This window comes from Flavobacterium magnum (assembly GCF_003055625.1).
Classification (GTDB): domain Bacteria; phylum Bacteroidota; class Bacteroidia; order Flavobacteriales; family Flavobacteriaceae; genus Flavobacterium; species Flavobacterium magnum.
Genome location: NZ_CP028811.1, coordinates 2,392,295 through 2,414,990, shown reverse-complemented (window position 1 = coordinate 2,414,990; position 22,696 = coordinate 2,392,295). Strand labels below are relative to the sequence as shown.

General features: G+C 43.7%; 20 protein-coding genes. 8 read left to right on the top strand and 12 right to left on the bottom strand.

Going from position 1 to position 22,696, the window contains the following annotated elements:
• Positions 1 to 95 precede the first annotated feature (95 nt).
• Entirely contained in the window at positions 96 to 575 is a 480-nt protein-coding gene (locus HYN48_RS10125) for an SRPBCC family protein (protein ID WP_108371321.1), read from the top strand.
• Positions 575 to 1,876 carry a cryptochrome/photolyase family protein gene (locus HYN48_RS10120; RefSeq protein WP_181248452.1) on the top strand — a complete coding sequence of 434 codons (1,302 nt, stop codon included), beginning with the start codon at positions 575 to 577 and terminating at the stop codon, positions 1,874 to 1,876. The genes HYN48_RS10125 and HYN48_RS10120 overlap by 1 nt, the downstream gene beginning before the upstream one ends.
• On the opposite strand, the gene HYN48_RS10115 is transcribed toward HYN48_RS10120, so the two are convergent.
• Complete coding sequence (locus tag HYN48_RS10115) at positions 1,868 to 2,524, bottom strand: HAD family hydrolase (protein ID WP_108371319.1); 657 nt, start codon at positions 2,522 to 2,524, stop codon at positions 1,868 to 1,870. The genes HYN48_RS10120 and HYN48_RS10115 overlap by 9 nt on opposite strands.
• Positions 2,525 to 2,659: 135 nt before the next feature.
• On the opposite strand from HYN48_RS10115, the gene HYN48_RS10110 reads away from it, so the two are divergent.
• From HYN48_RS10110 to HYN48_RS10095, 4 genes are read left to right on the top strand one after another with little or no spacing between them, the layout of a single operon-like run.
• Entirely contained in the window at positions 2,660 to 3,202 is a 543-nt protein-coding gene (locus HYN48_RS10110; RefSeq protein WP_108371316.1) for an RNA polymerase sigma factor, read from the top strand.
• Between the two features lie 30 nt (positions 3,203 to 3,232).
• On the top strand, positions 3,233 to 3,637 hold the full coding sequence (locus tag HYN48_RS10105; RefSeq protein ID WP_108371314.1) for a hypothetical protein: 405 nt from the start codon (positions 3,233 to 3,235) through the stop codon (positions 3,635 to 3,637).
• Positions 3,638 to 3,639: 2 nt separating this feature from the next.
• Positions 3,640 to 4,083 (top strand): sensor of ECF-type sigma factor, encoded by a 444-nt coding sequence (locus HYN48_RS10100; RefSeq protein WP_108371311.1) that lies wholly within the window; start codon positions 3,640 to 3,642, stop codon positions 4,081 to 4,083.
• Positions 4,084 to 4,135: 52 nt separating this feature from the next.
• Entirely contained in the window at positions 4,136 to 5,332 is a 1,197-nt protein-coding gene (locus HYN48_RS10095) for an LETM1-related biofilm-associated protein (RefSeq protein WP_108371309.1), read from the top strand.
• 28 nt (positions 5,333 to 5,360) lie between these two features.
• Here HYN48_RS10095 and can read toward each other — a convergent pair whose 3' ends face one another.
• The 4 genes from can to HYN48_RS10075 all read right to left on the bottom strand — a co-directional run bounded on the left by can (position 5,361) and on the right by HYN48_RS10075 (position 8,765).
• Positions 5,361 to 5,996 (bottom strand): carbonate dehydratase, encoded by a 636-nt coding sequence (can, locus tag HYN48_RS10090; protein WP_108371307.1) that lies wholly within the window; start codon positions 5,994 to 5,996, stop codon positions 5,361 to 5,363.
• A gap of 76 nt (positions 5,997 to 6,072) precedes the next feature.
• On the bottom strand, positions 6,073 to 7,716 hold the full coding sequence (locus HYN48_RS10085; RefSeq protein ID WP_108371305.1) for a SulP family inorganic anion transporter: 1,644 nt from the start codon (positions 7,714 to 7,716) through the stop codon (positions 6,073 to 6,075).
• Between the two features lie 141 nt (positions 7,717 to 7,857).
• Positions 7,858 to 8,142 carry a hypothetical protein gene (locus HYN48_RS10080; protein WP_108371303.1) on the bottom strand — a complete coding sequence of 95 codons (285 nt, stop codon included), beginning with the start codon at positions 8,140 to 8,142 and terminating at the stop codon, positions 7,858 to 7,860.
• Positions 8,143 to 8,285: 143 nt separating this feature from the next.
• Positions 8,286 to 8,765 (bottom strand): Dps family protein, encoded by a 480-nt coding sequence (locus tag HYN48_RS10075; RefSeq protein ID WP_108371300.1) that lies wholly within the window; start codon positions 8,763 to 8,765, stop codon positions 8,286 to 8,288.
• Between the two features lie 99 nt (positions 8,766 to 8,864).
• Here HYN48_RS10075 and HYN48_RS10070 point away from each other — a divergent pair, with 99 nt between their 5' ends.
• Positions 8,865 to 9,821 carry a LysR substrate-binding domain-containing protein gene (locus HYN48_RS10070; protein WP_108371297.1) on the top strand — a complete coding sequence of 319 codons (957 nt, stop codon included), beginning with the start codon at positions 8,865 to 8,867 and terminating at the stop codon, positions 9,819 to 9,821.
• A gap of 58 nt (positions 9,822 to 9,879) precedes the next feature.
• Here the strand turns inward: HYN48_RS10070 and HYN48_RS10065 are convergent, their stop codons facing one another.
• Positions 9,880 to 10,077, bottom strand: a complete 198-nt coding sequence (locus tag HYN48_RS10065; protein ID WP_108371295.1) for a hypothetical protein — start codon at positions 10,075 to 10,077, stop codon at positions 9,880 to 9,882.
• 185 nt (positions 10,078 to 10,262) lie between these two features.
• Between HYN48_RS10065 and pheT the strand changes: the two genes are divergently transcribed.
• A complete protein-coding gene (gene pheT / locus HYN48_RS10060; RefSeq protein WP_108371292.1) occupies positions 10,263 to 12,686 on the top strand; it encodes a phenylalanine--tRNA ligase subunit beta in 2,424 nt (807 codons plus the stop codon).
• Positions 12,687 to 12,736: 50 nt separating this feature from the next.
• On the opposite strand, the gene HYN48_RS10055 is transcribed toward pheT, so the two are convergent.
• The 6 genes from HYN48_RS10055 to cmk form a co-directional block, all read right to left on the bottom strand.
• Positions 12,737 to 13,294, bottom strand: coding sequence for a fasciclin domain-containing protein (locus HYN48_RS10055; RefSeq protein ID WP_108371290.1), 558 nt, complete (start codon positions 13,292 to 13,294; stop codon positions 12,737 to 12,739).
• Positions 13,295 to 13,553: 259 nt separating this feature from the next.
• A complete protein-coding gene (locus tag HYN48_RS10050) occupies positions 13,554 to 15,848 on the bottom strand; it encodes a DUF7619 domain-containing protein (protein ID WP_108371288.1) in 2,295 nt (764 codons plus the stop codon).
• A 133-nt stretch (positions 15,849 to 15,981) separates the two neighbouring features.
• Positions 15,982 to 18,267, bottom strand: a complete 2,286-nt coding sequence (locus HYN48_RS10045) for a DUF7619 domain-containing protein (RefSeq protein WP_108371285.1) — start codon at positions 18,265 to 18,267, stop codon at positions 15,982 to 15,984.
• 142 nt (positions 18,268 to 18,409) lie between these two features.
• Complete coding sequence (rpsA, locus tag HYN48_RS10040) at positions 18,410 to 20,182, bottom strand: 30S ribosomal protein S1 (RefSeq protein ID WP_108371283.1); 1,773 nt, start codon at positions 20,180 to 20,182, stop codon at positions 18,410 to 18,412.
• Between the two features lie 379 nt (positions 20,183 to 20,561).
• A complete protein-coding gene (locus HYN48_RS10035; RefSeq protein ID WP_108371280.1) occupies positions 20,562 to 21,887 on the bottom strand; it encodes a nucleoside permease in 1,326 nt (441 codons plus the stop codon).
• A gap of 101 nt (positions 21,888 to 21,988) precedes the next feature.
• Positions 21,989 to 22,678, bottom strand: a complete 690-nt coding sequence (cmk, locus tag HYN48_RS10030; protein ID WP_108371278.1) for a (d)CMP kinase — start codon at positions 22,676 to 22,678, stop codon at positions 21,989 to 21,991.
• Positions 22,679 to 22,696 lie beyond the last annotated feature (18 nt).

The window sequence follows — 22,696 nt, the reverse complement described above, 5'->3', positions numbered from 1 at the left end:
CCGCTGAAATGTTAATGTTATATTAATTTAAATTTAGTTTTGTTTGATGTTTTAAATCAATCGTTAAACGTTGTATCTTTACAGAAAGTTAATCTATGTACACCAAAAAGAGTATCCAAAACCTTCCGATTTCTATAGAACAGGCGTGGGATTTTTTATCGGATCCTAAAAACCTGGCGACAATAACGCCTCCCGACTTAGGATTTGAGATTGTATCCGGTGCCGAAAGATCGATGTATCCCGGGCAGATTATCAGGTATATTGTCAGGCCTTTGTTCGGGATCAAGACAGAATGGGTCACCGAAATCACCCACGTAAAAGACAAGTTGTACTTTGTTGACGAACAACGATACGGACCTTACCAAATGTGGCACCACAAGCATTTCCTCAAATCCATTCCAGGCGGTGTCGAGATGGAGGACATCATTGACTATAGGCTTCCCTTCGGGATATTGGGCAAGCTGGGCCACAGTCTAGTCGTTAAGCCGAGGCTCGATAAGATATTTGAATTCAGGCGCAAAAAACTAATCGAAATTTTCGGCCAGTATCGTCCCGATGCTGCCAAAGACATGTGATGGAAAAAGAAGCAATAAATGTGTTCTGGTTCAGGCGGGATTTGCGACTCGACGACAACCGCGGACTTTACGAGGCGTTGCGCTCCGGGTGCAAGGTACTTCCTGTTTTCATTTTTGACCAAAACATCTTATCGGATTTGCCTGTTGATGACGCACGGCTTTCGTTCATTCACTCGCTTCTGGAACAAATGAACGACAAGTTGAAGGCATCAGGAACATCGCTAGCGGTGTTTCATGACGATCCTGATGCGGTTTTCGAAGATCTGGCTAAAAAGCACAAAATTGATACGGTTTTTACCAACCATGATTATGAACCGTACGCCCGCAAACGGGATAAAGCGGTTTACCAGATATTTAAGAAGCATGGCATCGCATTTAAGACTTTTAAAGATCAGGTCATTTTTGAAAAGGCTGAAATTGCCAAAGATGACGGGTCGCCTTACGTAGTGTACACGCCCTACGCAAATAAATGGCTTGAAACCTTCCGTAAAACCGAATTGATGCACTACCCTTCCGAAAACCATCTGAATCATCTTGTCGCCCATTCAAAAGGCTTTCCGTCATTGGAAAAGATAGGTTTCAGGAAGTCCGAAATTTCCGTTCCTGATTACAATGTGTCGAAAAGCCTGATCCATAACTATGAGGAAACGCGGAATTTTCCGGCTTTGGATAAAACATCGAAACTGAGCCCACACCTTCGTTTTGGTGCGGTTTCCGTTCGGAAAATGGTGGTCAGGGCAAACCAGGACGCAAACACCACCTTCTTGAAAGAACTGATCTGGCGCGAATTTTTCATGCAGATTCTTTGGCATTTCCCACACACGGTCAACAAAAGCTTCCGCCCTAAATACGACAACATCAAATGGAGTTACAGCGATGCGAATTTTAAAAAATGGTGCGACGGCAAAACCGGCTATCCGATTGTTGACGCCGGCATGCGCGAACTCAACCAAACGGGCCACATGCACAACCGCGTGCGGATGATCGTCGCAAGTTTCCTCTGCAAGCACCTGTTAATTGACTGGCGCTGGGGAGAAGCGTATTTTGCTGAAAAACTGCTTGACTACGAGCAGTCGAGCAACGTGGGCAATTGGCAATGGGCTGCCGGCAGCGGTGTAGATGCTGCGCCATATTTTAGGATTTTTAATCCGGCAGAACAGGCAAAAAAATTTGACAAAGACGGAAAGTATGTGAAAAAGTGGGTGCCCGAAGTGGATACTAATTCGTATCCTGAGCCAATGATTGACCACAAGGAAGCGCGCGAACGCTGCCTAAAGGTTTTCAAGGAAGCCTTAGCGTAACCGCTTCACTTTTTCAAAATCCAACTCATTAAAGTGCGAAATAATCTTATCCGCAAGCGAGAGGTCCTGTAATTTTGAATTTGGGCTGACGTAACCTACACAATAAATGCCTGCTGATTTTGCGGCTTTTACGCCATTGGCACTGTCTTCGATTACGATGCAATTTTCAACCGGCGTCCCCGACAATCGTGCCGCCTCAATGAAAATCGCCGGATCCGGTTTGGATTTTGGGAAATCTTCGCCAGATATGATGTGGGTAAAATAGTGATGCAACCTGAATCGGGTGAAAACACGTTCAATGGTCACTTTTGCAGACGAGGATGCCAATACAAGCTGCATGCCATTGGAAAACAAATCCCTGATCAGCGTGTCGACTCCCTCCAAAAGGAACAGGTCCTCTTTTTTATCGAAAGCCTCGTTGAACAATTCACGCTTGCGATCGACCAACTCAGCCACCTCATAGGGGATGGCAAACTGCTCTTTTAATTTTTCGTAAGTATTTCTCGTAGAAAAGCCCGTAAAAGTCGCATACATTTCCGGCGAAACCTTAATGTTCAAATCATCGAAATGAAGGTGGTATGCAAAATGGTGCAGCGGTTCGGTGTCAACGATGACGCCATCCATATCAAAAATAACCGTTTGTATCATAAGCCTGTTTTTGTGTGGCGAATTTACGAAGTTTCAATAGTCACGACACATTTTCACAAAAAGATAACTTAGCCATCGAAACGGGATTTAAACTATTTGGAGTAACTTTAGTCGGATGGGTAAAAAATTTGACTTTTGACCGGCGAAGAAGAATTCATTAAGGAACTGCTTGATCCGAAAACGCAAAACAGCGCATTTCAGAAATTGCTTGCGCAGTATCAGCGGCCTTTGTATTCGCACATACGCAGTATTGTTCTGAACCACGACGATGCAGATGACGTGTTGCAGAACACCTTTGTAAAAGTATTTAGGCACCTCCAGAATTTCAAGGGCGACAGCAAACTTTTTACATGGATGTACCGCATTGCTACGAATGAGTCAATCACCTTCATCAACAATAAAGCCAAAAAGCACAGGCAGACCAGCGAAGAATATCAGCAGCGGCAGATTGAACGCATCAAGGCCGACACGTATTTTGACGGTGACGAAATCCAGCTTAAATTGCAGCAAGCTGTTTCTCAATTACCTGAAAAACAACAGTTGGTCTTTAAGATGAAATATTATCAGGAACTGAAGTATGAGGAAATTTCCCAAATTTTGGGCACTTCCGTGGGCGCTTTAAAGGCGTCTTATTTCCATGCCGTCAGGAAGATAGAAGAATTTATGAATAAGGGTTAAACCAACGAAACCCTAACAAGTCAGAGCAACATGAAAAATTTTAAACTCGATGAACATCCAAAAATAGGCAGCGGTTTGCGTGCGCCGGAAGGTTATTTCGATAATCTTTCCGTTTCAGTAATGGAGCAAATCAATACGGACGTGAAAGTCATTCCTTTGTACCGCCGTCCGAAAATGATCTGGATAGCTGCTGCGGTTTTGGTCGGATCACTTATGGTTCCACTCGTACAACATAGGAATAACGACCAGTCGCAGCCGGATGCTGTTTCAATTGAAAATTACCTGACCTACCAAACCAATATTTCCGATGCTGATATTGCTGCGCTTCTCGATGCAGAAGACCTCGACAAGATGGACAGCGAAATTTCCATTGACGATAAGTCCATTGAGGAAGTGCTTACATCAGATTCCAATTTTGAAAACCTAATAGATTAGTTATGAAGACCCTAAAAATATTGCTTGTTTTAATTTTGTGTTCCACTGCGTCGTTTGGACAGGCTTCAAAAGAAAGAATTAAATCGCTGAAAGTTGCTTTCCTGACCAGGGAGCTCGCGCTGACATCTTCGGAAGCCGAAAAATTCTGGCCGTTTTTCAACGCTTATGAAGACAAACAATTTGAGGTCAGATTCAAAAAAATGAGAGAAATCAAGAGCAAAATGAACCCGCCTGCCGTTGACAGGCTGTCTGAAAAAGAAGCGGCTGCGTTATTAACCCAGCTCGAAGAGGCTGAGCAGGAACTCGCAGACAATCGTAGGAAACTCATTGCAAACCTTAAAACCGTCATCAGTCCGATAAAGATTTTAAAACTTAAAAAAGCCGAAGACGACTTCAACCACAAATTACTGCGTCAATACAAACAAAAAGGCGGAGATAAGGAATGATAGTTTCCATGGTTTCATAAAAAGCGATAGCTTTGTGTCCTAACCCGATACCATGATAAATCCCTCGGCGCCAGGCTGGATCGACAAATTTTTCGCGGAACAGCGCTCACTGACACTGCCTGCGGTCAGCGGCCCCGAGTCATTGTACCATCGCATCAGGAAAACCGGGCTTATCTACGGCCACATTGTGTCGTTTGATACGCCGAGAGCCATTACTCCCAAAAATAAATCGCCTGAGGAGATTTCCAAAATTGCATTGCTCAACACACTGTACGCTGTGCACAATCTCGTACTCGAAACCTACGACGCGGCGGGATTCCTTTCTGATGCCGTGTCGTTTTACAAAGCACTGAACAAGACGGGTTATAACCCGCTAAAAAAAGTACTTCCCGAAAATAGCATTTCCGCTGAGTTGGAGAAAATCATCGGGGAACGCGTGCAGACAAACGAGAACCCGATCAGCCGGAATTTTTCGCATATCCTTACCAATGCACTATTATTTGAAGATGTGCTGGCATTCCAGCAGTACCTCATAAATGGCGAAATTTCAGGCAGCTACATGAGACGGCTCGAGGAAACGGTCATCAGTGTGGTTTCACTGGCGCTCAATACAAAATCCGAAAAATCTCCATATGACGATTTGCTGGTCAGGCTGTTTGAATCGTCCGTGCGTTACACTAAATTTTCGAAAGTTAATATCAGTAATGTCGAGGCCCTGGAGCTTGAATACTTCGGATACAAACTGGAAAAATATTACCTGATAGATATGGCTGGACTGGCGATGTGCAGTGATGGAATTGTCGAGGAAAGCGAATCCGGTTTCCTGCTCAAACTCGCGGACATCATGGGCATTGAGCGATCATTTGTTGAGGAAAGTATTTCCCAGACCGATGCCTTCATCAGCAAATACAAAAAGGAAATCCCTTATTTCAATTATTCGAACCCGGTAAAGCATTTCTACGACCACACGACACAATACGTCATGATGCTCATCTCCCGGAATAAAAAAAGGTTACAGAAAGAATTGGCCAACAACGGCGAACTGATGCTGCTGCTGACACATTCCACGCATCGAAGCCTTGACAGCAAGGAAAAGAAAAAGGTAAAAAAACAATTGCTGGAATTTTGCAAAACCGTGCCATCGCTCACGATTTTCCTGCTGCCCGGTGGTAGTTTGCTTTTGCCGCTGCTCGTAAAGTTTATTCCTAAAATGCTCCCGACGACATTCAACGAAAACCTTGAAGAATAAAAAAAGCTGCATGAAGCAGCTTTTTTGTTTAGAATTTCAGTCGGTAGACACTCTCCAGGTCTTCCGTTCCGGAAAGATCCACATTGAGATCGGTAACGTAACCGGAATTGAGTCCGTACACCCAACCATGCAACGTTAATTCCTGCCCTGACTTCCAGGCCGCCTGTACGATTGATGTTTTGGCGAGGTCAAAAACCTGCTCCTTTACGTTCAATTCCACAAAAGCATTGAAACGGTCGTCTTCATTAATGATTGAATCAAGGTAGGCATGGTGAAGCCTGTATACGTCTTTGATGTGGCGGATCCAGTTGTCGATAATTCCGATGGAGGAATTGCCCAAAGCCGCCTTTACGCCGCCGCACCCGTAGTGGCCGCATACAATTACGTGTTTGACTTTCAGGACATTGACCGAATAATCGAGCACGCTGAGCATATTCATATCAGAATGGATAACCATATTGGCGATATTCCTGTGGACGAATACCTCGCCCGGCTTGGCACCGATGATTTCGTTTGCGGGAACGCGGCTGTCTGAGCAACCAATCCACAATAGTGGCGGCGTTTGCCCTTTGGCCAGGTCCTTGAAATAATTCGGGTCTTTTGAAAGTGTCTTTTCAACCCATTCCTTGTTGTTGTCTAAAATCTTCTTATAAAAATCTTCCATTTCTTTTTTGTTTTTTCAGGTGTACAAATCCGGAAATAAAATTACGGAATTCGCAGCAGCCTGAGGTTATTGATTGTTAATTATTCTCTTCTGTCTTTACATCTTTATTTTTCCGATCCAAATCTTCCTGGTGCCTGATGGAAACATGGTTTTGGACTTCCTCAGTGTTTTCGAGCTTATAGGCTTTTTTAAAACCCTTGAGTTTAACCTTGATATTTTCGTCCTTGGCGCGCACCGCCTTAAACTCGCGTATCAGATCCAGCACATCATGGGCAATATACACCGTATCGGCTGCATTGATGATCACTTTGGAATTTTCGGGTATGTCGTTCAGCGTAGACTTTATCGCCGCCTTATTCAGGAATGACACCTCCTGCGCCAGGTCGATCTGGATGACATCGCCATCTTCGTATTCTTTCCTATGGAAATGGTACGCACGTTTCAGGTTTCCTTTTAACACAAAAATAATACTGATCAGCAGTCCCAACGCGACGCCTTTAAGCAAATCCGTGAAAACCACAAACACCAGCGTGGCAATAAACGGTACGAACTGGTATTTCCCTTTTTGCCAGAAATGTTTTACCGTCGATGGTTTGGCCAACTTATATCCGACAAGTAAAAGCACTGCGGCCAATGCGGCAAACGGAATCTTGTTAAGCAATGCCGGAATGGTCAACACGCAGATCAGCAGGAAAAAACCATGGATGATGGTTGACATTTTCGACTTCGCTCCGGCACTGCTGTTTGCCGAGGTCCGCACGACCACCGATGTCATCGGCAAACCGCCTAAGAGTCCGCTCAAAATATTCCCGATGCCTTGCGCCTTCAGCTCTATATCGGTGTCCGTATAGCGTCTTTGCACATCCATACGGTCCGCCGCCTCAATACACAACAATGTTTCAATTGAGGCAACAACCGCAAGCGTGGCCCCTGTAATCCATACTTTGTAATTGCCTAGCGCTGTAAAATCGGGCATCACAATAATATTTTTAAAGTCATCTATGGTTTTTGGAACCGGCAATTTTACCAAATGTTCAGACGCAATGGCCAAAGAACTGCCTGTGGTAATAAACAGTTCATTCAGCACCACGCTTAAGATCACTACAACGAGCGCGCCCGGCACCAGTTTGATTTTCTTCAGGAACGGCACTTTATCCCAGGCAATGAGTATAGCAAGTGAAACGGACGTAATCAATATGGCTCCGAGGTGAAGGTGGTTAAAAATCCCGAAGATCTCAGAAAAGGAATTCTCCCCGTCAAATTGCAGGAACGCCTCATCACCCTCAAAATCCCCGTCATAGCCGAGCGCATGCGGAATTTGCTTCAATATAATGATCACGCCAATCCCGGCGAGCATCCCTTCGATTACATTTGTAGGGATATAATTTGACAGCGTTCCCGCCTTGATGAATCCAAGTATAAGCTGGAGCAATCCCGCAACCAATACGGCAGCGAGGAAAATATCGAACGCCTTGAACTCAGTTATGGCGGTCAGCACAATGGCCGTGAGTCCTGCCGCAGGACCTGAAACGCTGAGGTGTGAGGTGCTCAATGATCCGATAACGATACCACCGATAATCCCGGCGATAATTCCCGATAATGGCGGCGCGCCTGAAGCAAGCGAAATGCCGAGGCACAAAGGAAGTGCCACTAAAAACACCACGAGACCGGACGCAAAGTCCGATTTGAGGTTTGCAAAAAGGTTGATTTTTTTTGTCATGTTACCTAAACTGAAATGAATACAAAGTGTGTTTTCAGGCGCTCGCCTGATAATCGGGTTGAAATGAATCGGCAGTCCGCACACAACCTTAAGGGCTGCAAGCTCCCGTTATCAAAGGTTTACGAACTCCAGACTTTGTATTTACGCGTTAGGCGGTGGGGAAAAAATGGAGCGCATCACGTTGTCGTGACGCAATTGGTTTTCAGAGATGATAATCCGCGAAGTGCATTTTTGGAAATTGAAAAAATCGTATTGTAAAATCCTGAGCTCCGCTTTCAGTTCCTTGACTTCCTTGTGTGCGAGTTCTTCCTCAGACATATTGTAGAACATTGAGGTATCCGAACTTTTCCTGATCAGGCTCACTATCGTTGGCGTGGCGAGAAAGGTCAGGAAAACCACAATCATTATTTTTACGGCGAATTTCATCGGGACAAATGTATCAAATGAGTTTGGTTGGAAAAGCGCTACGCGGTAATTGTTTAAAATTTTAACATTTTGGAAAATCAAGAGCCAGAAGCCAAGACCTTGCGGGCCTCAGTTCTGACTCTGATTTAAATGTATACTGAAGATTAAAGTGACTCCTCCAGCCAGGCGTTCATCATCCAGATGGTTTTTTCCTGTTCCGAGATAAAGTCGCTCATCAGCGAATTGGTTCCCTCGTCGTTGATCTCGCCGCTTTTGTTGAGTAATTCGCGCTCTATCCTGAGCAGTCCGGACAGCGATTCGACAATCAGCTGTATGGCTTTCTCATCATTGGAAATATTTTTCCCGACAACAATCTTGTTGTTTTTAATATAATCGTCAAACGTGTGCAATGGTGTTCCGCCGATGGTCAGGACGCGTTCCGCCACGAGGTCGACCTTCATCTGGGCATCATTGTAAAGTTCTTCAAATTTGACGTGCAGATTAAAGAAACGCTTGCCGCGGATATTCCAGTGAATACCACGCAGGTTTTGGTAATATACCTGGAAACTGGACAACAGGATGTTCAGGTCGTTGCTAATGGCTTCCATCTCCTTTATAGGGAGACCGAGTAGGTTTGTTTTCATAAAAAGTGTCGTTATTTGTTTTAAAGATAAGCATTTTCATACGAAAGGTGCATAAGATAAATTGATAGTTTTTATATTTGCATCAAATTTTGCTATATTATGACCATTACACAACTCCAATATGTACTCGCTGTTGCAGAATATAAGAATTTCACGCTCGCCGCTGAAAAGTGTTTTGTAACCCAGCCCACACTGAGCATGCAGATACAAAAAATCGAGGAAGAGCTCAGCATCCTGATTTTCGACCGCAGCAAAAAACCCATCCAGTTAACCGACATTGGACAAAAAATCGTGACCCAGGCCAAGAACATCGTAAACGAGGCCGACCGGATAAAGGATATTGTAGAACAACAAAAAGGCTTCATCGGGGGGGAATTCCGTTTGGGGATTATCCCAACGATTATGCCTACCCTGCTCCCGATGTTCCTGAATAATTTCATCAAAAAATATCCCAAAGTAAAACTCATTATTGAGGAACTCAACACCGAGGAAATTATCAACCGCCTCAAAAACGGTCATCTTGATGCCGCCATTGCCGCAACCCCTTTGGAAGAGGAAAAACTGAAAGAAATCGTACTTTATTTCGAGCCGTTTGTGGCGTATTTACCCGAGTCGCATGCGTTGTCTAACAAAAAGGACATTGAAGTCGCCGATCTCAATATTGAGGAAATACTTATGTTGCAGGACGGGCATTGTTTCCGTGACGGCATCCTTAATTTATGCAAAAGCAACGGCGGTGGAAATAACAACGGCAACTTCCGTCTCGAAAGCGGTAGTTTCGAAACCCTGATTAAACTGGCCGATGAAGGCCTGGGCACCACGCTCCTGCCCTATCTCCACACATTGGACCTTTCTGACCGGGATAAAAACAAGCTGCATCAATTTAAGGAACCTAAGCCCGCGCGCGAAGTGAGCCTTGTCTTCCCGAAAACAGAACTCAAAATACATATAATAGACGCGCTTAGAAGCACCATTGCCGGTGTAGTGAAAGGAGCGATCGTGTTCCAGAATGTACAGATTGTCAGTCCGCTTTCTAAAACGACAGCAGCTAAATAACTATTTTCTGTTCACGTGCACATGAAATAAAAAAGGAGCCATTTAAGCTCCTTTAGTTTTATGCGTTTAGATAAATCTGGCAGTGTTTCAATTCGGGCTTTTCTTCCACGAATCTCGACAGCCACTCCGTTAACTGTTCGATTTCGTACGGTAGCAATACCTTGAGTGCCTTTCGGACTTCCTTGCAAAAAAGCATGGGGTCAAAACTGACGCTTTCCAGTATGCTCTTGGTATAGTTGAACATAGTTTTTTCCATAAATGAAATTGCTTCTTTTAGTTAAAAACCTATTAAATCAGTCATATCAAATTTAAAAAAATAAGTTTTACAAATTTACAACGGGCTGTTAATTTATTTTTTTTAACTAATTGCGGTTGGCCTCGATCTTTTGGGGCGAATTTACCCAGTAATCATTTATATTTGCAACCGATTAAAATACCCTTATGAAGATATCTTACAACTGGCTGAAACAATTTATCAAAATCGACTGGAAATCCGAAGAAACCGCCGCCCTGCTGACTGATCTGGGCCTGGAAGTGGAAGCCGTCGAACCGTATCAATCCGTTAAAGGAGGACTCGAAGGCATTGTCGTAGGGCATGTACTGACGTGCGTACAACATCCAAACGCGGACCGTTTGAAAGTAACCACGGTGGATCTGGGGAATGGCGCTCCGCTACAAATCGTTTGCGGCGCCTCCAACGTTGCTGTGGGCCAAAAAGTAGCTGTTGCGACCATCGGGACGACCTTATATGACAAGGACGGTAATGCGTTTCAGATCAAGAAAGGGAAAATACGGGACCAGGAAAGCCATGGCATGATCTGTGCCGAAGACGAAATCGGCTTGGGTGACAGCCATGATGGCATCATGGTTCTTGATGAGGCATTGGTTCCGGGAACGCCGGTTGCCAAAGTCTTCAATATCGAAAATGACGAGGTTTTTGAAATCGGGCTGACACCGAACCGCGCCGATGCCATGAGCCATATGGGGGTAGCGCGCGACCTGCGCGCCGGACTGCAGCAGAAAAACATAAACACAGAATTGAAGACGCCGTCGATAAGCAATTTCCGGATTGACAAGCGGACGCTGAAAATTGATGTTAAAGTCGACAATGCGAAATTAGCTCCGAGATACTGTGGCGTCACAATTTCGGGAGTGACCGTTAAACCCTCTCCGGACTGGCTTCAGAACAGGCTGAAAGCGATTGGGCTGACACCAAAAAACAACATCGTCGATGTGACCAATTATGTACTGCACGAGCTGGGGCAGCCGCTTCACGCGTTTGATGCCGCAAAAATCAACGGCAATAAAATCATCGTAAAAACGCTGGAAGCCGGAACCAAATTTGTGACGCTCGACGACGTGGAGCGGACTTTACACGAAGATGATTTAATGATATGTGATGAAAAAGGACCATTGTGCTTTGCGGGCGTTTTCGGTGGGAAACACTCCGGCGTAAGCGAAAACACCAGCAATATATTCCTTGAAAGCGCTTACTTCAACCCGGTAACCGTGCGTAAAACAGCAAAAAGACAGGCACTAAACACCGACGCGTCTTTCAGGTTTGAACGCGGTATCGACCCGACCATCACAGAATATGCACTCAAAAGGGCGGCAATCCTGATCCAGGAAGTAGCAGGCGGTGAAATCACTTCAGATGTGATTGATGTGTATCCGAAAAAAATCGAGGACTTCCCTGTTTTCCTGAATTTTGAGAAAGCTGCTAAAATCATCGGGCAGGAATTGTCGAAGGAAACCATCAAAAAAATCCTCGTGTCGCTCGATATCAAGGTGAACAGCGTTTCAGACGCCGGCCTCGGACTCATCATACCGGCCTACCGCGTGGATGTGCAGCGGGAAATCGACGTGATCGAGGAGATCCTCAGGGTGTATGGTTACAACAACATCAATTTTACGAAAAAACTGCACGCTACGGTGGCCAATGCGCCACGGACGGAAGATTATAAAATCCAGAACATCATCGGCGGACAACTTACCGCATCAGGCTTTCATGAAATGATGGCCAATTCGCTGACCACGCCAGATTACATAGCGCTGTCCGGGAACCTGAAGGAAGACGAAAATGTGATGATCATCAACCCGTTAAGCAAGGACTTGTCGGCGATGAGACAATCGCTTTTGTTTTCAGGACTTGAAGCGGTTTCTTACAATATCAACCGCAGGAATTCGGATCTGAAGCTTTTTGAATTCGGGAAAAGTTATCGTAAAGTTGACGGCACTTACACAGAAAAGAAGCACCTGACATTATTCATGACAGGCAACCGCAGCCGGGAAAGCTGGACCATGCCACAGCGTGCCTCTGATTTTTTCCTCTTCAAAGGGTACGTTAACAGCCTGCTTTCAAGGCTTGGCATTTCAAAAATCAATATAAAACCGGTTACGTCAGACGTTTTTGCGGAAGGAATTTCAATGGCTGCTGGCGACGAAGTTTTGGTTGAGATGGGTACCGTGAAAAAATCAGTAGCCAAACAGTTTGACATCAAGCAGGAAGTTTTCTTTGCCGATTTCAATTGGGAATTGGTGCTGAAATCCATCAATACCAAAATACGCTTTGCCGATATTCCGAAATATCCTGAAGTGCGTCGCGACCTCGCTTTGCTGCTGGACGAAAATGTGCGTTTTGACGCCATCTATGACGTGGCTCGACAATCTGAAAAATCATTGCTGAAGGACATCGACCTTTTCGACGTATATACAGGGAATAATCTGCCGGAAGGAAAAAAATCCTACGCTTTAAGCTTCATCATCCAGGATAACAGCAAGACGCTGACTGACGTGCAGATTGACAAGATTATGGGCAAACTGCAGCAGAAATTCGAAAATGAACTGGGCGCCGTTTTGAGATAAAAAAATCCCGGCCTTGCGGTCGGGATCTTCAACTAACCAAAACAAGTATCTTATTTGTGCATCAGTACGGTGTCAACAACATGGATGACGCCATTTGACTGTTGCACATCGGCAATTGTAACAGTTGATTTACCACCTTTTTCATCGGTCAGCACCAATTTGCTTCCACTCATCATAGCAGTCAGCTTTCCGCCTTCTACAGTCGTAAGCACGGCTTTTCCATTACCGGCCTTTATAGCGGCAGCGATGGCTTTGCTGTCCATTTTTCCGGCCACAACGTGGTAGGTCAAAATACCCTGCAACATTTTTTTGTTGTCCGGTTGCAGCAATGTTTCTACGGTGCCCTTCGGCAATTTGTCAAACGCCGCGTTGGTCGGTGCGAATACAGTAAACGGGCCTTTGCTTTGTAGGGTCCCTACAAGATCAGCCGCTTTGACGGCAGCCACCAGTGTGGTGTGGTCTTTGGAATTTACTGCATTGTCAACAATATTTTTGTTGGCATACATGGCGGCCCCTCCCACCATCGGGTTTTGTTGCGCAGAAGCAATACCGGTCACGAAAAATGCGGCAATGGCAACCGCGGCTGAAAAAAACTTTGATGTTTTCATAAATTGAGTTATTAAGTTAATATTCTAATCTACGCCGAAGTCCCGAGGGTGGTTTTACAGGATCTCCATTTTAACATCGATTTATGATAGGCCGGATTTTCCTTAGTGCCAATAAAAAGCCCCGCAAATAATGCAGGGCTTTCAGATTTCAGACTTTTTTGGAAAACTTTACCTTTTAAAACTATTCAAAGATAGTCATTGCTACCTGGTCAAATGCGGCTAATGAGTATCTGCGCGTTTTGACTGAGAATTTCCCGATTTACAATTTTATAAATTTTGTTGCGGAACTTCCGGAAGGAGTGTTGATTTTCAGGATATATGTTCCGGCAGCCATTAGCGAGATGTCGAGCTTTTCTGATGGATTGTCAACCACCATTATCAATTGTCCGAGCAGATTATATACAGAGACCGAGTTTATCAGGATGTTACCTTTTGCAGCAATGTTCAGGATTTCCGATGCTGGGTTCGGATAAATTGAAAAAGCCTCATTGAAAGGAAAATCACTTGTTCCGAGGACCTGAATTGCCGTGGTGGCCGTATTCGTAACTACCGGAGCATTGTAATCAAAATAAATACTTGCAGTATTGCTGAAGGTATTTCCGACAACCAGCGTGGGCCTGGTTTTGATTTTGAATGCCACGTAGCCGTCGTTGTTGGCGTCATCAAATGGGAGTTGGATGTTTTCAAAAATGAATTCTACTTTATTTGTATCTGAAATCCTCGTCCTGAACGGATGGCTTCCGTCCAATGGTACCAACGATAAAACATCAAACTTTGCCGTGTCGATCATGTCCTTCACCACCACGTTTTGTGCATTGGCTGTTCCCGTATTTTCGAATCGGACCATATAGTGAACGTACTTACCAGCCACATCCGGCGTTACCGTGCTGCCCTCCAGACAGATCTTATCATTGGGATCCATCGCATTGTATACATATTGGACTAAGGCTGCCGTATTGTTTGTCGGAGATTCGTCAGTTCCGGCTGAGGTGATTCCGGCCGTGAAATGCAGCAAATCACCTTCATTTACCGCCGGGTTCTCTACTGGTGTGTTGATATTCATACGGACGAAAATTGCCTTTTCCTCGAAAGGCCTGAGGTCGATAAAATTCCAGCTGACAGTATTGGTCGTCTGGACTGAAGCGGTCGGCGTCGCATTGACGAGATCCATGATTGCATCTTCGAAAGTCATGGAAACGGAACCGGACTGAACCGTGTTTCCTTTGTTTTTGTATAGGATTTTATAATTGGCATCAAACCCGGGAATGGCAGTTCCAATCGGGATCAACGTAATTTCAAGATCATCGTGCGTGCCGATTGGCGTGATGCAGAAATTCTGGGTATACGGACTTGCAGTTGCCGGAAAAGTTAGGACCACTGATGGTGGCGAGATGGCAAAATACGCCGGATTTTCAATTTGCGGGGTAATGGTGTGTGTACCGATCTTAGCCGTAATCTCATAATCACCCGAAGCATCTGGCACAGTAGTCTGAGAAGTGACGCCGCTCACGGTATTGAACTTTAGTCCCGGTATGGCGATATCCGCGTTGTCGCAGCCGTTGTTGTCGGAATCAAATTTCACATTCCCGGCTACGGTAAAATAATTGCCTCCGGGAACAAAAGAACAGTAAGAGTTGATAACGACATTGAGCCCCTGGTTTGCCGCTGTTGCCTGTATACCGGCTACATCCGACTCATCGCAGCAAATGTATCCAATAAATGAATTATTAAAGCTAACGGTACTTTCGTGACTGCCATTCTTCAGGAAAACTGAATCAATTCCCATCCCGTCGCAAAAAAATACGTCGAGGTAACTCAGTTTGTTGAGATCCAGCGTCGTAAAATTATTGTGAGAACACAACAGTACTTCAAGATAAATAACCGGATCGAAGTCGATTAAAGTAAAATGGTTGAAGTCCATCTGGAGTGTCGTTAAGGCCGCCATCGGCGACAGATCAAGGTTTGTCAGCTCGTTATACTGACAGTGCAACTCCGTAAGTTGCGGACAATTGGTAATGGTCAAAGACGTCAAATCGTTGTAAGCCAGATCGATGACATGGATAAGCGGCGAATCCGAAACGGTCACGGTCGTGAGGTTCCCGCCAACGCCGTAAAGACCATTCAACGCAGGAAGGTCAGTAAGGTCTACGGTTGTAAGCGGACTGCTTGAACTCCCGAAATACAACTCCCGAAGGTGCTGCATCCCGGCGACCTGTAGCGACGTAACCGGGTTTGCGCGACAATCGAGCACTTCAAGATTAGTCAGCGAAGTGACATCCATGTTCGAAACACTATGCCCCGCTATGTCGAGTTTTTTGAGCGCATGGAAATACTCAATCCCTTCAATTGAATAAATTTCAGCGGAGGCGTTTGTCAGGATCAGGTTCTCAATGACCGCCGCTTCCGATTGCTCAATTTCGCCATCCTGATTGGTGTCAAATCCGAATCCGGGTGAAATCAGCGCGGTCTTAAATCCAGGATCGGGAAAGTCGATAACCTGCGCATTAACCTGGCATCCGATTGCGAAAAAAAGTAAAATGTAAAGTTTTTTCATGTTAATCGATTTAGTTTACACAAATGTATCGGTTTAACGACTTATTCGGGGTACGATTGGGTAAAATGCGGTTCCGGATTAGAATACGAGCAGACGGGTCCCGCATCACCTGACGATTTAATCAAAAATCCAATTACTTCTTGATAAACTTCGACGACGCCTTTCCCTTATCCGTAACAATACTAATGACATAAGTTCCTGTGGTCAATCCGGACAGGTCGATGCTTTCCATCGGATTGGCAACGGTTAAAACCAACTGTCCCAAAACATTGTAAACTGAAAGAGAATGAATAACCGCATTGTCTTTTGATTTGATATTCAAAATATCATCCACAGGATTCGGGAATAATGTAAAATGATTATTTAAATCAAAGTCATCAATTCCTAAACTGGACTGAACTGTTGTAAGCGTATTGTTGGTTATAACAGGCATATTATAATCAAAATATATGGAAGCCTTATTCCTGAAACTATCGCCCGCGACCAATGTTGGCGATGTTTTTATCTTAAAAGCCACGTAACCATCATTATTAGCATCATCAAAAGGCAATTGGATGTTTTCAAAGATAAATTCGTAAGTGTTATTGTTGCGCCTTCTGGTGACAAAAGGATGACTTCCGTCAAGTGGTACCAGAGAAGCGGCATCAAATCGAGCCGCATTTATGATATCCTTAATGACAATATTCCGGGCATTCGCGCTTCCGGTATTTTCAAAATGAATAATATAATGCACGTATTTACCGACCGTTTCCTCCAAAACCTTTTTCCCTTCGAGACAAACCTTGTTATTGGGATCAAAAGAATTAATTACAGTTTCAGTCAGCTGAAAAGTGTTGTCTTCCGGCGTCTCATCCGGATCAGCAGATATAATGGATGCCGTATAGTTAAGCACGTCGCCACTGTTGAGATCGGGTGTATCGGTGGGAGAATTCAATTCCATATTGACCCAGATTACACCGCTCTGCAATGGCTTAAGATTGTTGAAGTTCCATGTGAGCAATCCGGTTGTCGAGATGTCGTGGGCGGGATTGGCATTAAAAAAATCGACTACCGCATCATCATATGCAAAACTTATCGCTCCGGACTGTGCCTGATTGCCTTTGTTCTTAAAAATAATCTTGTATTCTGCGTGGTCGCCGGGAAAAGGCATATTAAGTGGCAGGACTGAAATTTCCAAATCCGGATGGTTCCCATTGGCGGTGATACAGAAATCCTGTATTGAAGGCGAAGGCTGCGAAGGAAACTGAACCGTCACCGACGAAGGCGAAATATTGAAATAGTCTGTGTCAAAAAGCGGCGTGATAATGTATTCTCCTTCGGGTGAAGGAAAGATGAAATCCCCTGAACCGTTATAGAAGACATTGGCGGACTCACCATTCCTTTCAATCTGGAACTCCATCGAGGGGGTTACGGCCTCAGAAATTTCACAGCCATTATTATCGTTGTCAAATAATAAGTTTGTCTTAATGCTGTAAAAGCTGTCTGCAGGATGAAGCATGCAATAATCGTTTACGATAACATTTGTAAATCCGTAGCTTTGGAGAAAAGACTCTATAAAAGGCCTGTATGGTTCCGATGTACAGATATAATGCAGACTGGGAACATTATACATATAGAGCCCGTTTACATCGAAAGAATTGCTTTTCAGCAATATATGTTCAAGGAGCAGGCTGTTAGAACACGCCAAAGACTGCAGGTGGTCAGAGTAAGTGACGTCAAGTGTTACAATATTGTTATCGCCAATGTAAAGCGTCTCTAATTGATGCAATTCTGAAAGATCAATCGATGAAATCGGATTGCTTTCGCAATGCAATAATTTCAATTGTGTGAGTGTGGACACATCAAGGCTTGAGAGCATACAGTAGGAGCAGCTTAACTTTTCAAGGTTTACAAGGGGTGAAAAATCAATGGAAGTAAAATGATTGAATCTGCAGTATAGTTCCTTTAATGTTATAAATGGATTAAAATCAAATGCTTGCAATTCATTTTCAGAGCAATCCAGTGATTCAAGATTAATAAGTCCATTTAAATTCATGGACAAAAGGTTATTTGCCTGGAAATCCAAATATTTCAGGCCTGAAAGCCCGGAGACATCAATAGATGCTATTTGATTGAACTCACAGGAAAACCATTTAAGATTCTCAAAACTTTTTATCCCTGTGACGTCTGAGAAATAAGGCATTGGATTTGTGTAATTGCCCGCATCAAGATAACTTACCTGCAATGCTTCAGAGACTTCTATTTGTCCGTTGTCATTCTGGTCAATCTTAAAATACTGATTGCTCAGGTTTTTTGCTATTTGATTCGAAGCAGAAGCCGCTAAAAGCTTTAACTTAAAATTCGTATCAGGAATATCAACTATTTGTGCATTAACCGAAATGCAGCAAATTGCAATAATAAATAAGTAAAGATTTTTCATAATCTATCCATTTAGACGTATGCGAACATACAAAGCAATCTGCTGATATTTTATACAAAATGAGTATTCCACAATCCTGAATTAGAATCCGAAAAAAAAGCCCCGCATCTCTGCAGGGCTTTCCTAAAAATATGGGAAAATATTATTTCTCTCCTTTTTCCATCTTCGCTTTCAATTCAGCTAAGATGTCGTTGTTGTCTCCTAATGTAGACGACTGGCTGTTGTTGTTGTTTGAAGCCACCGCATCGCTTGCCGCTTTCGCGTTTTTCTCCTCTTCCTCACGGAAGATGGCTGTGTGCGAAGCTACAACCCTCTTGAATTCCTTGTTGAATTCGATTACCTTGAAATCAGCTACTTCGCCTTTCTTCAATTTCTTACCGTCTTCTTTCTCAAGGTGACGTGAAGGGATGAAAGCAACGATGTCATCGCCAAATTCTACAGTAGCGCCTTTATCAACGATTTCTGCTACAGTCCCGTTGTGAACGGTACCTACTGCGAACGAATCCTCATACTTATCCCATGGGTTAGCCTGGGTTTGTTTGTGGCCCAAAGACAGTTTGCGTCCGTCAACATCAAGCTCTAACACAACCACGTCCAGTTTTTCACCAACGCTTACGAATTCAGATGGGTGCTTGATTTTCTTAGTCCATGACAGGTCAGAGATGTAGATCAATCCGTCAATTCCTTCTTCCAATTCTACGAATACTCCGAAGTTTGTAAAGTTACGAACGATACCTGTGTGCTTAGAACCTACAGGGTATTTCGCTGTAATGTCAGTCCATGGATCCTGAGACAATTGCTTGATACCCAAAGACATCTTACGGTCTTCACGGTCTAAAGTAAGGATAACCGCTTCAACAGTATCACCCACTTTTACGAAATCCTGGGCTGAACGCAGGTGCGTAGACCATGACATTTCAGATACGTGGATTAAACCTTCAACACCTTCAGCTACTTCGATAAATGCACCGTAATCAGCGATTACAACTACTTTACCTTTCACTTTATCACCTACTTTCAGGTTTGCATCCAATGCATCCCATGGGTGAGCGTTCAACTGCTTAAGACCCAACTGGATTCTTGTTTTCTCGTCGTCGAAATCAAGGATTACCACGTTCAGTTTCTGATCCAATTCAAGTACTTCACTTGGGTGGTTGATTCTTGACCATGAAAGGTCAGTGATGTGGATCAATCCGTCAACACCGCCAAGGTCGATGAATACTCCGTAAGAAGTGATGTTTTTCACCACACCTTCAAGTACCTGTCCTTTTTGCAACTGACCGATGATTTCTTTTTTCTGTACTTCAATATCCGCTTCGATAAGCGCTTTGTGAGAAACCACAACGTTTTTGAATTCGTGGTTGATTTTCACTACTTTGAATTCCATCATTTTGTTTACATACTGATCGTAATCACGGATTGGTTTTACGTCAATTTGTGAACCTGGTAAGAACGCCTCAATTCCGAAAACGTCAACAATCATACCGCCTTTAGTCCTGCATTTTACAAAACCGTTTACGATTTCTCCTGTTTCGTTTGCGTTGATTACGCGATCCCATGCTTTGATCGTACGTGCTTTTCTGTGTGAAAGTACCAACTGACCGGTCTTGTCCTCACGGATGTCGATCAATACTTCTACTTTGTCACCTACTTTCAGGTTTGGATTGTAACGGAACTCGTTCAAAGAGATAACTCCTTCAGACTTCGCGTTGATGTCAACAATAGCGTCACGGTCAGTGATCCTTACTACAACACCTTCCACTACTTCTTCCTGATCTGTTGAGATGAAAGTCTTGTCTACCAATTCTTCGAATTCCTGTAGGTTTTTCTCATCCACAGCATCAATTCCTTCCTGGAAGTTGTGCCAGTTAAAGTTCTCTAAAAATTCCGCTTGTGTTTTTGTTTGTTCAGACATGCTGATAAAAAATTTGTATTCTGTATCCCTGCATTGCTTAAGATAAAAATATCAGAAGTGTTTTTTTAAAATAAAGTTCAGTACCTAATGGGCAACGCTTCTCTTCCAAAAGGTGCGCAAAATTACAACTTTATTTTTGATTTGCAAATAGTTGCAGATTCAAATACGATAAAATTTGCTTAAAATGAAAGCTCTGATTTTCAGGAGCATCACGATGGTACTTTTTAGGACTTAACTGCCCGCTTTCCACTGCAATCTTTTTGTCCTTAAAGAAAGGACGAAAAAGGATTTTCGTTGCAATCGGGGCTAAGATTTTGGTATCGTGCTTCGATGAAATGAAAAGCCCCTTCGTTTTATGGAAAGGGCTTCAGTATTTATGTTAGTGCGCTATTTCCGCCACATCTTCCGGCACGTGCTTGTGCTTAAAGAAAAGTCCGAACAGCACCGCTATTATCAATGAATATATCGCAAAGGAAAACCAGATATTGTGCCAATCCTTAAGTCCGTCATGGGTGAAATATTCATCAATAACAATCCCACTTATTTTACTGCCCAAATAAGCCCCTACTCCATTGGTCATCATCATAAATAATCCCTGGGCACTGGAACGAATCTTTGAATCCGTGGTCGTTTCTACAAATAAAGACCCGGAAATATTGAAAAAATCAAATGCCATTCCGTACACAATACAAGACAGTATAATCATCCATAAACCATCCGTTGGATTTCCGTAAGCAAACAATCCGAAACGCAATACCCATGCAAACATCGAAATCAGCATGACGCGCTTTATCCCGAAACGCTTAAGAAAAAATGGAATCGCCAGGATAAATAAGGTTTCTGATATTTGTGAAATAGACATAATAAATGTTCTCCCTTCTACCACAAATGTTTTCTTATACTCAGTAATCTTGCCAAAATCATCCAGATAGGAATCGCCATACATATTCGTCAATTGCAGCGCCGCGCCAAGAAAGAGTGAAAAAAGAAGAAACATTGCCATTTTCGAATTCGAAAACAATTTGAAAGCGTTTAAACCCAGTTGCTCTGCCAAAGAAGCATCGTCTGCAATAAGTTTCTGCGGTGGGCATTTTGGAAGTGTAAATGAATAAACTCCCAATATAATTGCAAAAAATGCGGCTATGTAAAATTGGTTGGCAAAAATTGGGCTGCCAAAAACATCAGCAATAAATTTCCCTATGCCCAATCCGAAATCCTTGATGAACTCGGGTGGCGTTTCAGAACTGAAAATATTGGTAAGCCACATAGCAATAATAAAACCGATGGTTCCCCAAACCCTGATGGGTGGAAAATCTTTTACCACATCATATTTGTTGTTCTTAAGAATATTGTAGGCAATAGAATTTGACAGCGATATGGTAGGCATATAGCAAATCATCGCCCCGAAAATCACATAATATAATGTGTTGGGATCATTTACTTTCGGGACAAAAAATAAAATGATACCATAGAAGATGTGAAGGATTCCGTAGAGCTTTTCAGCGTTGATCCATTTATCGGCGATAATACCTGTGATCGCCGGCATAAAAAGAGATGATAAGCCAAGTGTTGAAAAAATGGCTCCAAATTCGGCTCCAGTCCAACCTTTGGCATTAAAACAATAAGTCCCGATCGTTATCAGCCAGGCACCCCAAACAAAAAACTGCAGGAAACTCATGACCGTAAGCCTAAACTTTATACTCATATTAAATTAGTTTTTGGTTGATTTATAAACAGCCTGTAAAACTAACATTAAAAATGAGACGTGCAAATCGGCGAATGATAAAATTAGTGCGATAGCACGGATCACTTAGCGGCCACTTTGCTGATCAGGTCAAGCACCGTATCGAATTGCGCTTCGCGCGTGAGGTCAGAATTGTCAATCTCGTATGCCCCATCCGCTTTCACCAATGGGGAATCCTCGCGGTGGGTATCGATATAATCGCGCTCTTCAACGTTTTTTAGTACGTCGTCAAAAGAGACGTTATCCCCCTTGGCTTTGAGTTCGTCGTACCGCCTTTGTGCGCGGGTCGTGGCACTCGCGGTCATGAATATTTTTAATTCGGCATCCGGGAAAACAACCGTCCCGATATCGCGGCCATCCATCACGATGCCTTTATCCTTGCCCATCTGCTGTTGCTGTTCGACGAGCTTCGCGCGTACTTCAGACACTTCAGCCACCCTGCTTACAAATCCTGACACTTCGATGGTGCGGATTTCCTTCTCCACATTGACATCGTTCAGGTACATCTCGCCGAAACCCAGTTCCGCATTGAAAACAAAATGAAGCTTGATGTAAGGCAGGCTCGCAATCAAGGTATCCCGATCAAAAAATTCCTTATCGATATAACCGTTCTGCATCGCGAAGAATGTTACTGCCCGGTACATCGCGCCGGTATCGACGTACACATAGCCAAGATAGTTGGCGAGCTGTTTGGCAATCGTACTTTTTCCTGTGGATGAGAAGCCGTCAATGGCGATGGTGATTTTTTGCATAAATGTTGTCGTTTAATC

Coding starts and splice junctions, on each gene's coding strand:
- HYN48_RS10125 (WP_108371321.1), top strand. CDS start 96: ATGTACACCAAAAAGAGTATCCAAAACCTTCCGATTTCTATAGAACAG.
- HYN48_RS10120 (WP_181248452.1), top strand. CDS start 575: ATGGAAAAAGAAGCAATAAATGTGTTCTGGTTCAGGCGGGATTTGCGA.
- HYN48_RS10115 (WP_108371319.1), bottom strand. CDS start 2,524: ATGATACAAACGGTTATTTTTGATATGGATGGCGTCATCGTTGACACC.
- HYN48_RS10105 (WP_108371314.1), top strand. CDS start 3,233: ATGAAAAATTTTAAACTCGATGAACATCCAAAAATAGGCAGCGGTTTG.
- HYN48_RS10100 (WP_108371311.1), top strand. CDS start 3,640: ATGAAGACCCTAAAAATATTGCTTGTTTTAATTTTGTGTTCCACTGCG.
- HYN48_RS10095 (WP_108371309.1), top strand. CDS start 4,136: ATGATAAATCCCTCGGCGCCAGGCTGGATCGACAAATTTTTCGCGGAA.
- can (WP_108371307.1), bottom strand. CDS start 5,996: ATGGAAGATTTTTATAAGAAGATTTTAGACAACAACAAGGAATGGGTT.
- HYN48_RS10085 (WP_108371305.1), bottom strand. CDS start 7,716: ATGACAAAAAAAATCAACCTTTTTGCAAACCTCAAATCGGACTTTGCG.
- HYN48_RS10080 (WP_108371303.1), bottom strand. CDS start 8,142: ATGAAATTCGCCGTAAAAATAATGATTGTGGTTTTCCTGACCTTTCTC.
- HYN48_RS10075 (WP_108371300.1), bottom strand. CDS start 8,765: ATGAAAACAAACCTACTCGGTCTCCCTATAAAGGAGATGGAAGCCATT.
- HYN48_RS10070 (WP_108371297.1), top strand. CDS start 8,865: ATGACCATTACACAACTCCAATATGTACTCGCTGTTGCAGAATATAAG.
- HYN48_RS10065 (WP_108371295.1), bottom strand. CDS start 10,077: ATGGAAAAAACTATGTTCAACTATACCAAGAGCATACTGGAAAGCGTC.
- pheT (WP_108371292.1), top strand. CDS start 10,263: ATGAAGATATCTTACAACTGGCTGAAACAATTTATCAAAATCGACTGG.
- HYN48_RS10055 (WP_108371290.1), bottom strand. CDS start 13,294: ATGAAAACATCAAAGTTTTTTTCAGCCGCGGTTGCCATTGCCGCATTT.
- HYN48_RS10050 (WP_108371288.1), bottom strand. CDS start 15,848: ATGAAAAAACTTTACATTTTACTTTTTTTCGCAATCGGATGCCAGGTT.
- HYN48_RS10045 (WP_108371285.1), bottom strand. CDS start 18,267: ATGAAAAATCTTTACTTATTTATTATTGCAATTTGCTGCATTTCGGTT.
- rpsA (WP_108371283.1), bottom strand. CDS start 20,182: ATGTCTGAACAAACAAAAACACAAGCGGAATTTTTAGAGAACTTTAAC.
- HYN48_RS10035 (WP_108371280.1), bottom strand. CDS start 21,887: ATGAGTATAAAGTTTAGGCTTACGGTCATGAGTTTCCTGCAGTTTTTT.
- cmk (WP_108371278.1), bottom strand. CDS start 22,678: ATGCAAAAAATCACCATCGCCATTGACGGCTTCTCATCCACAGGAAAA.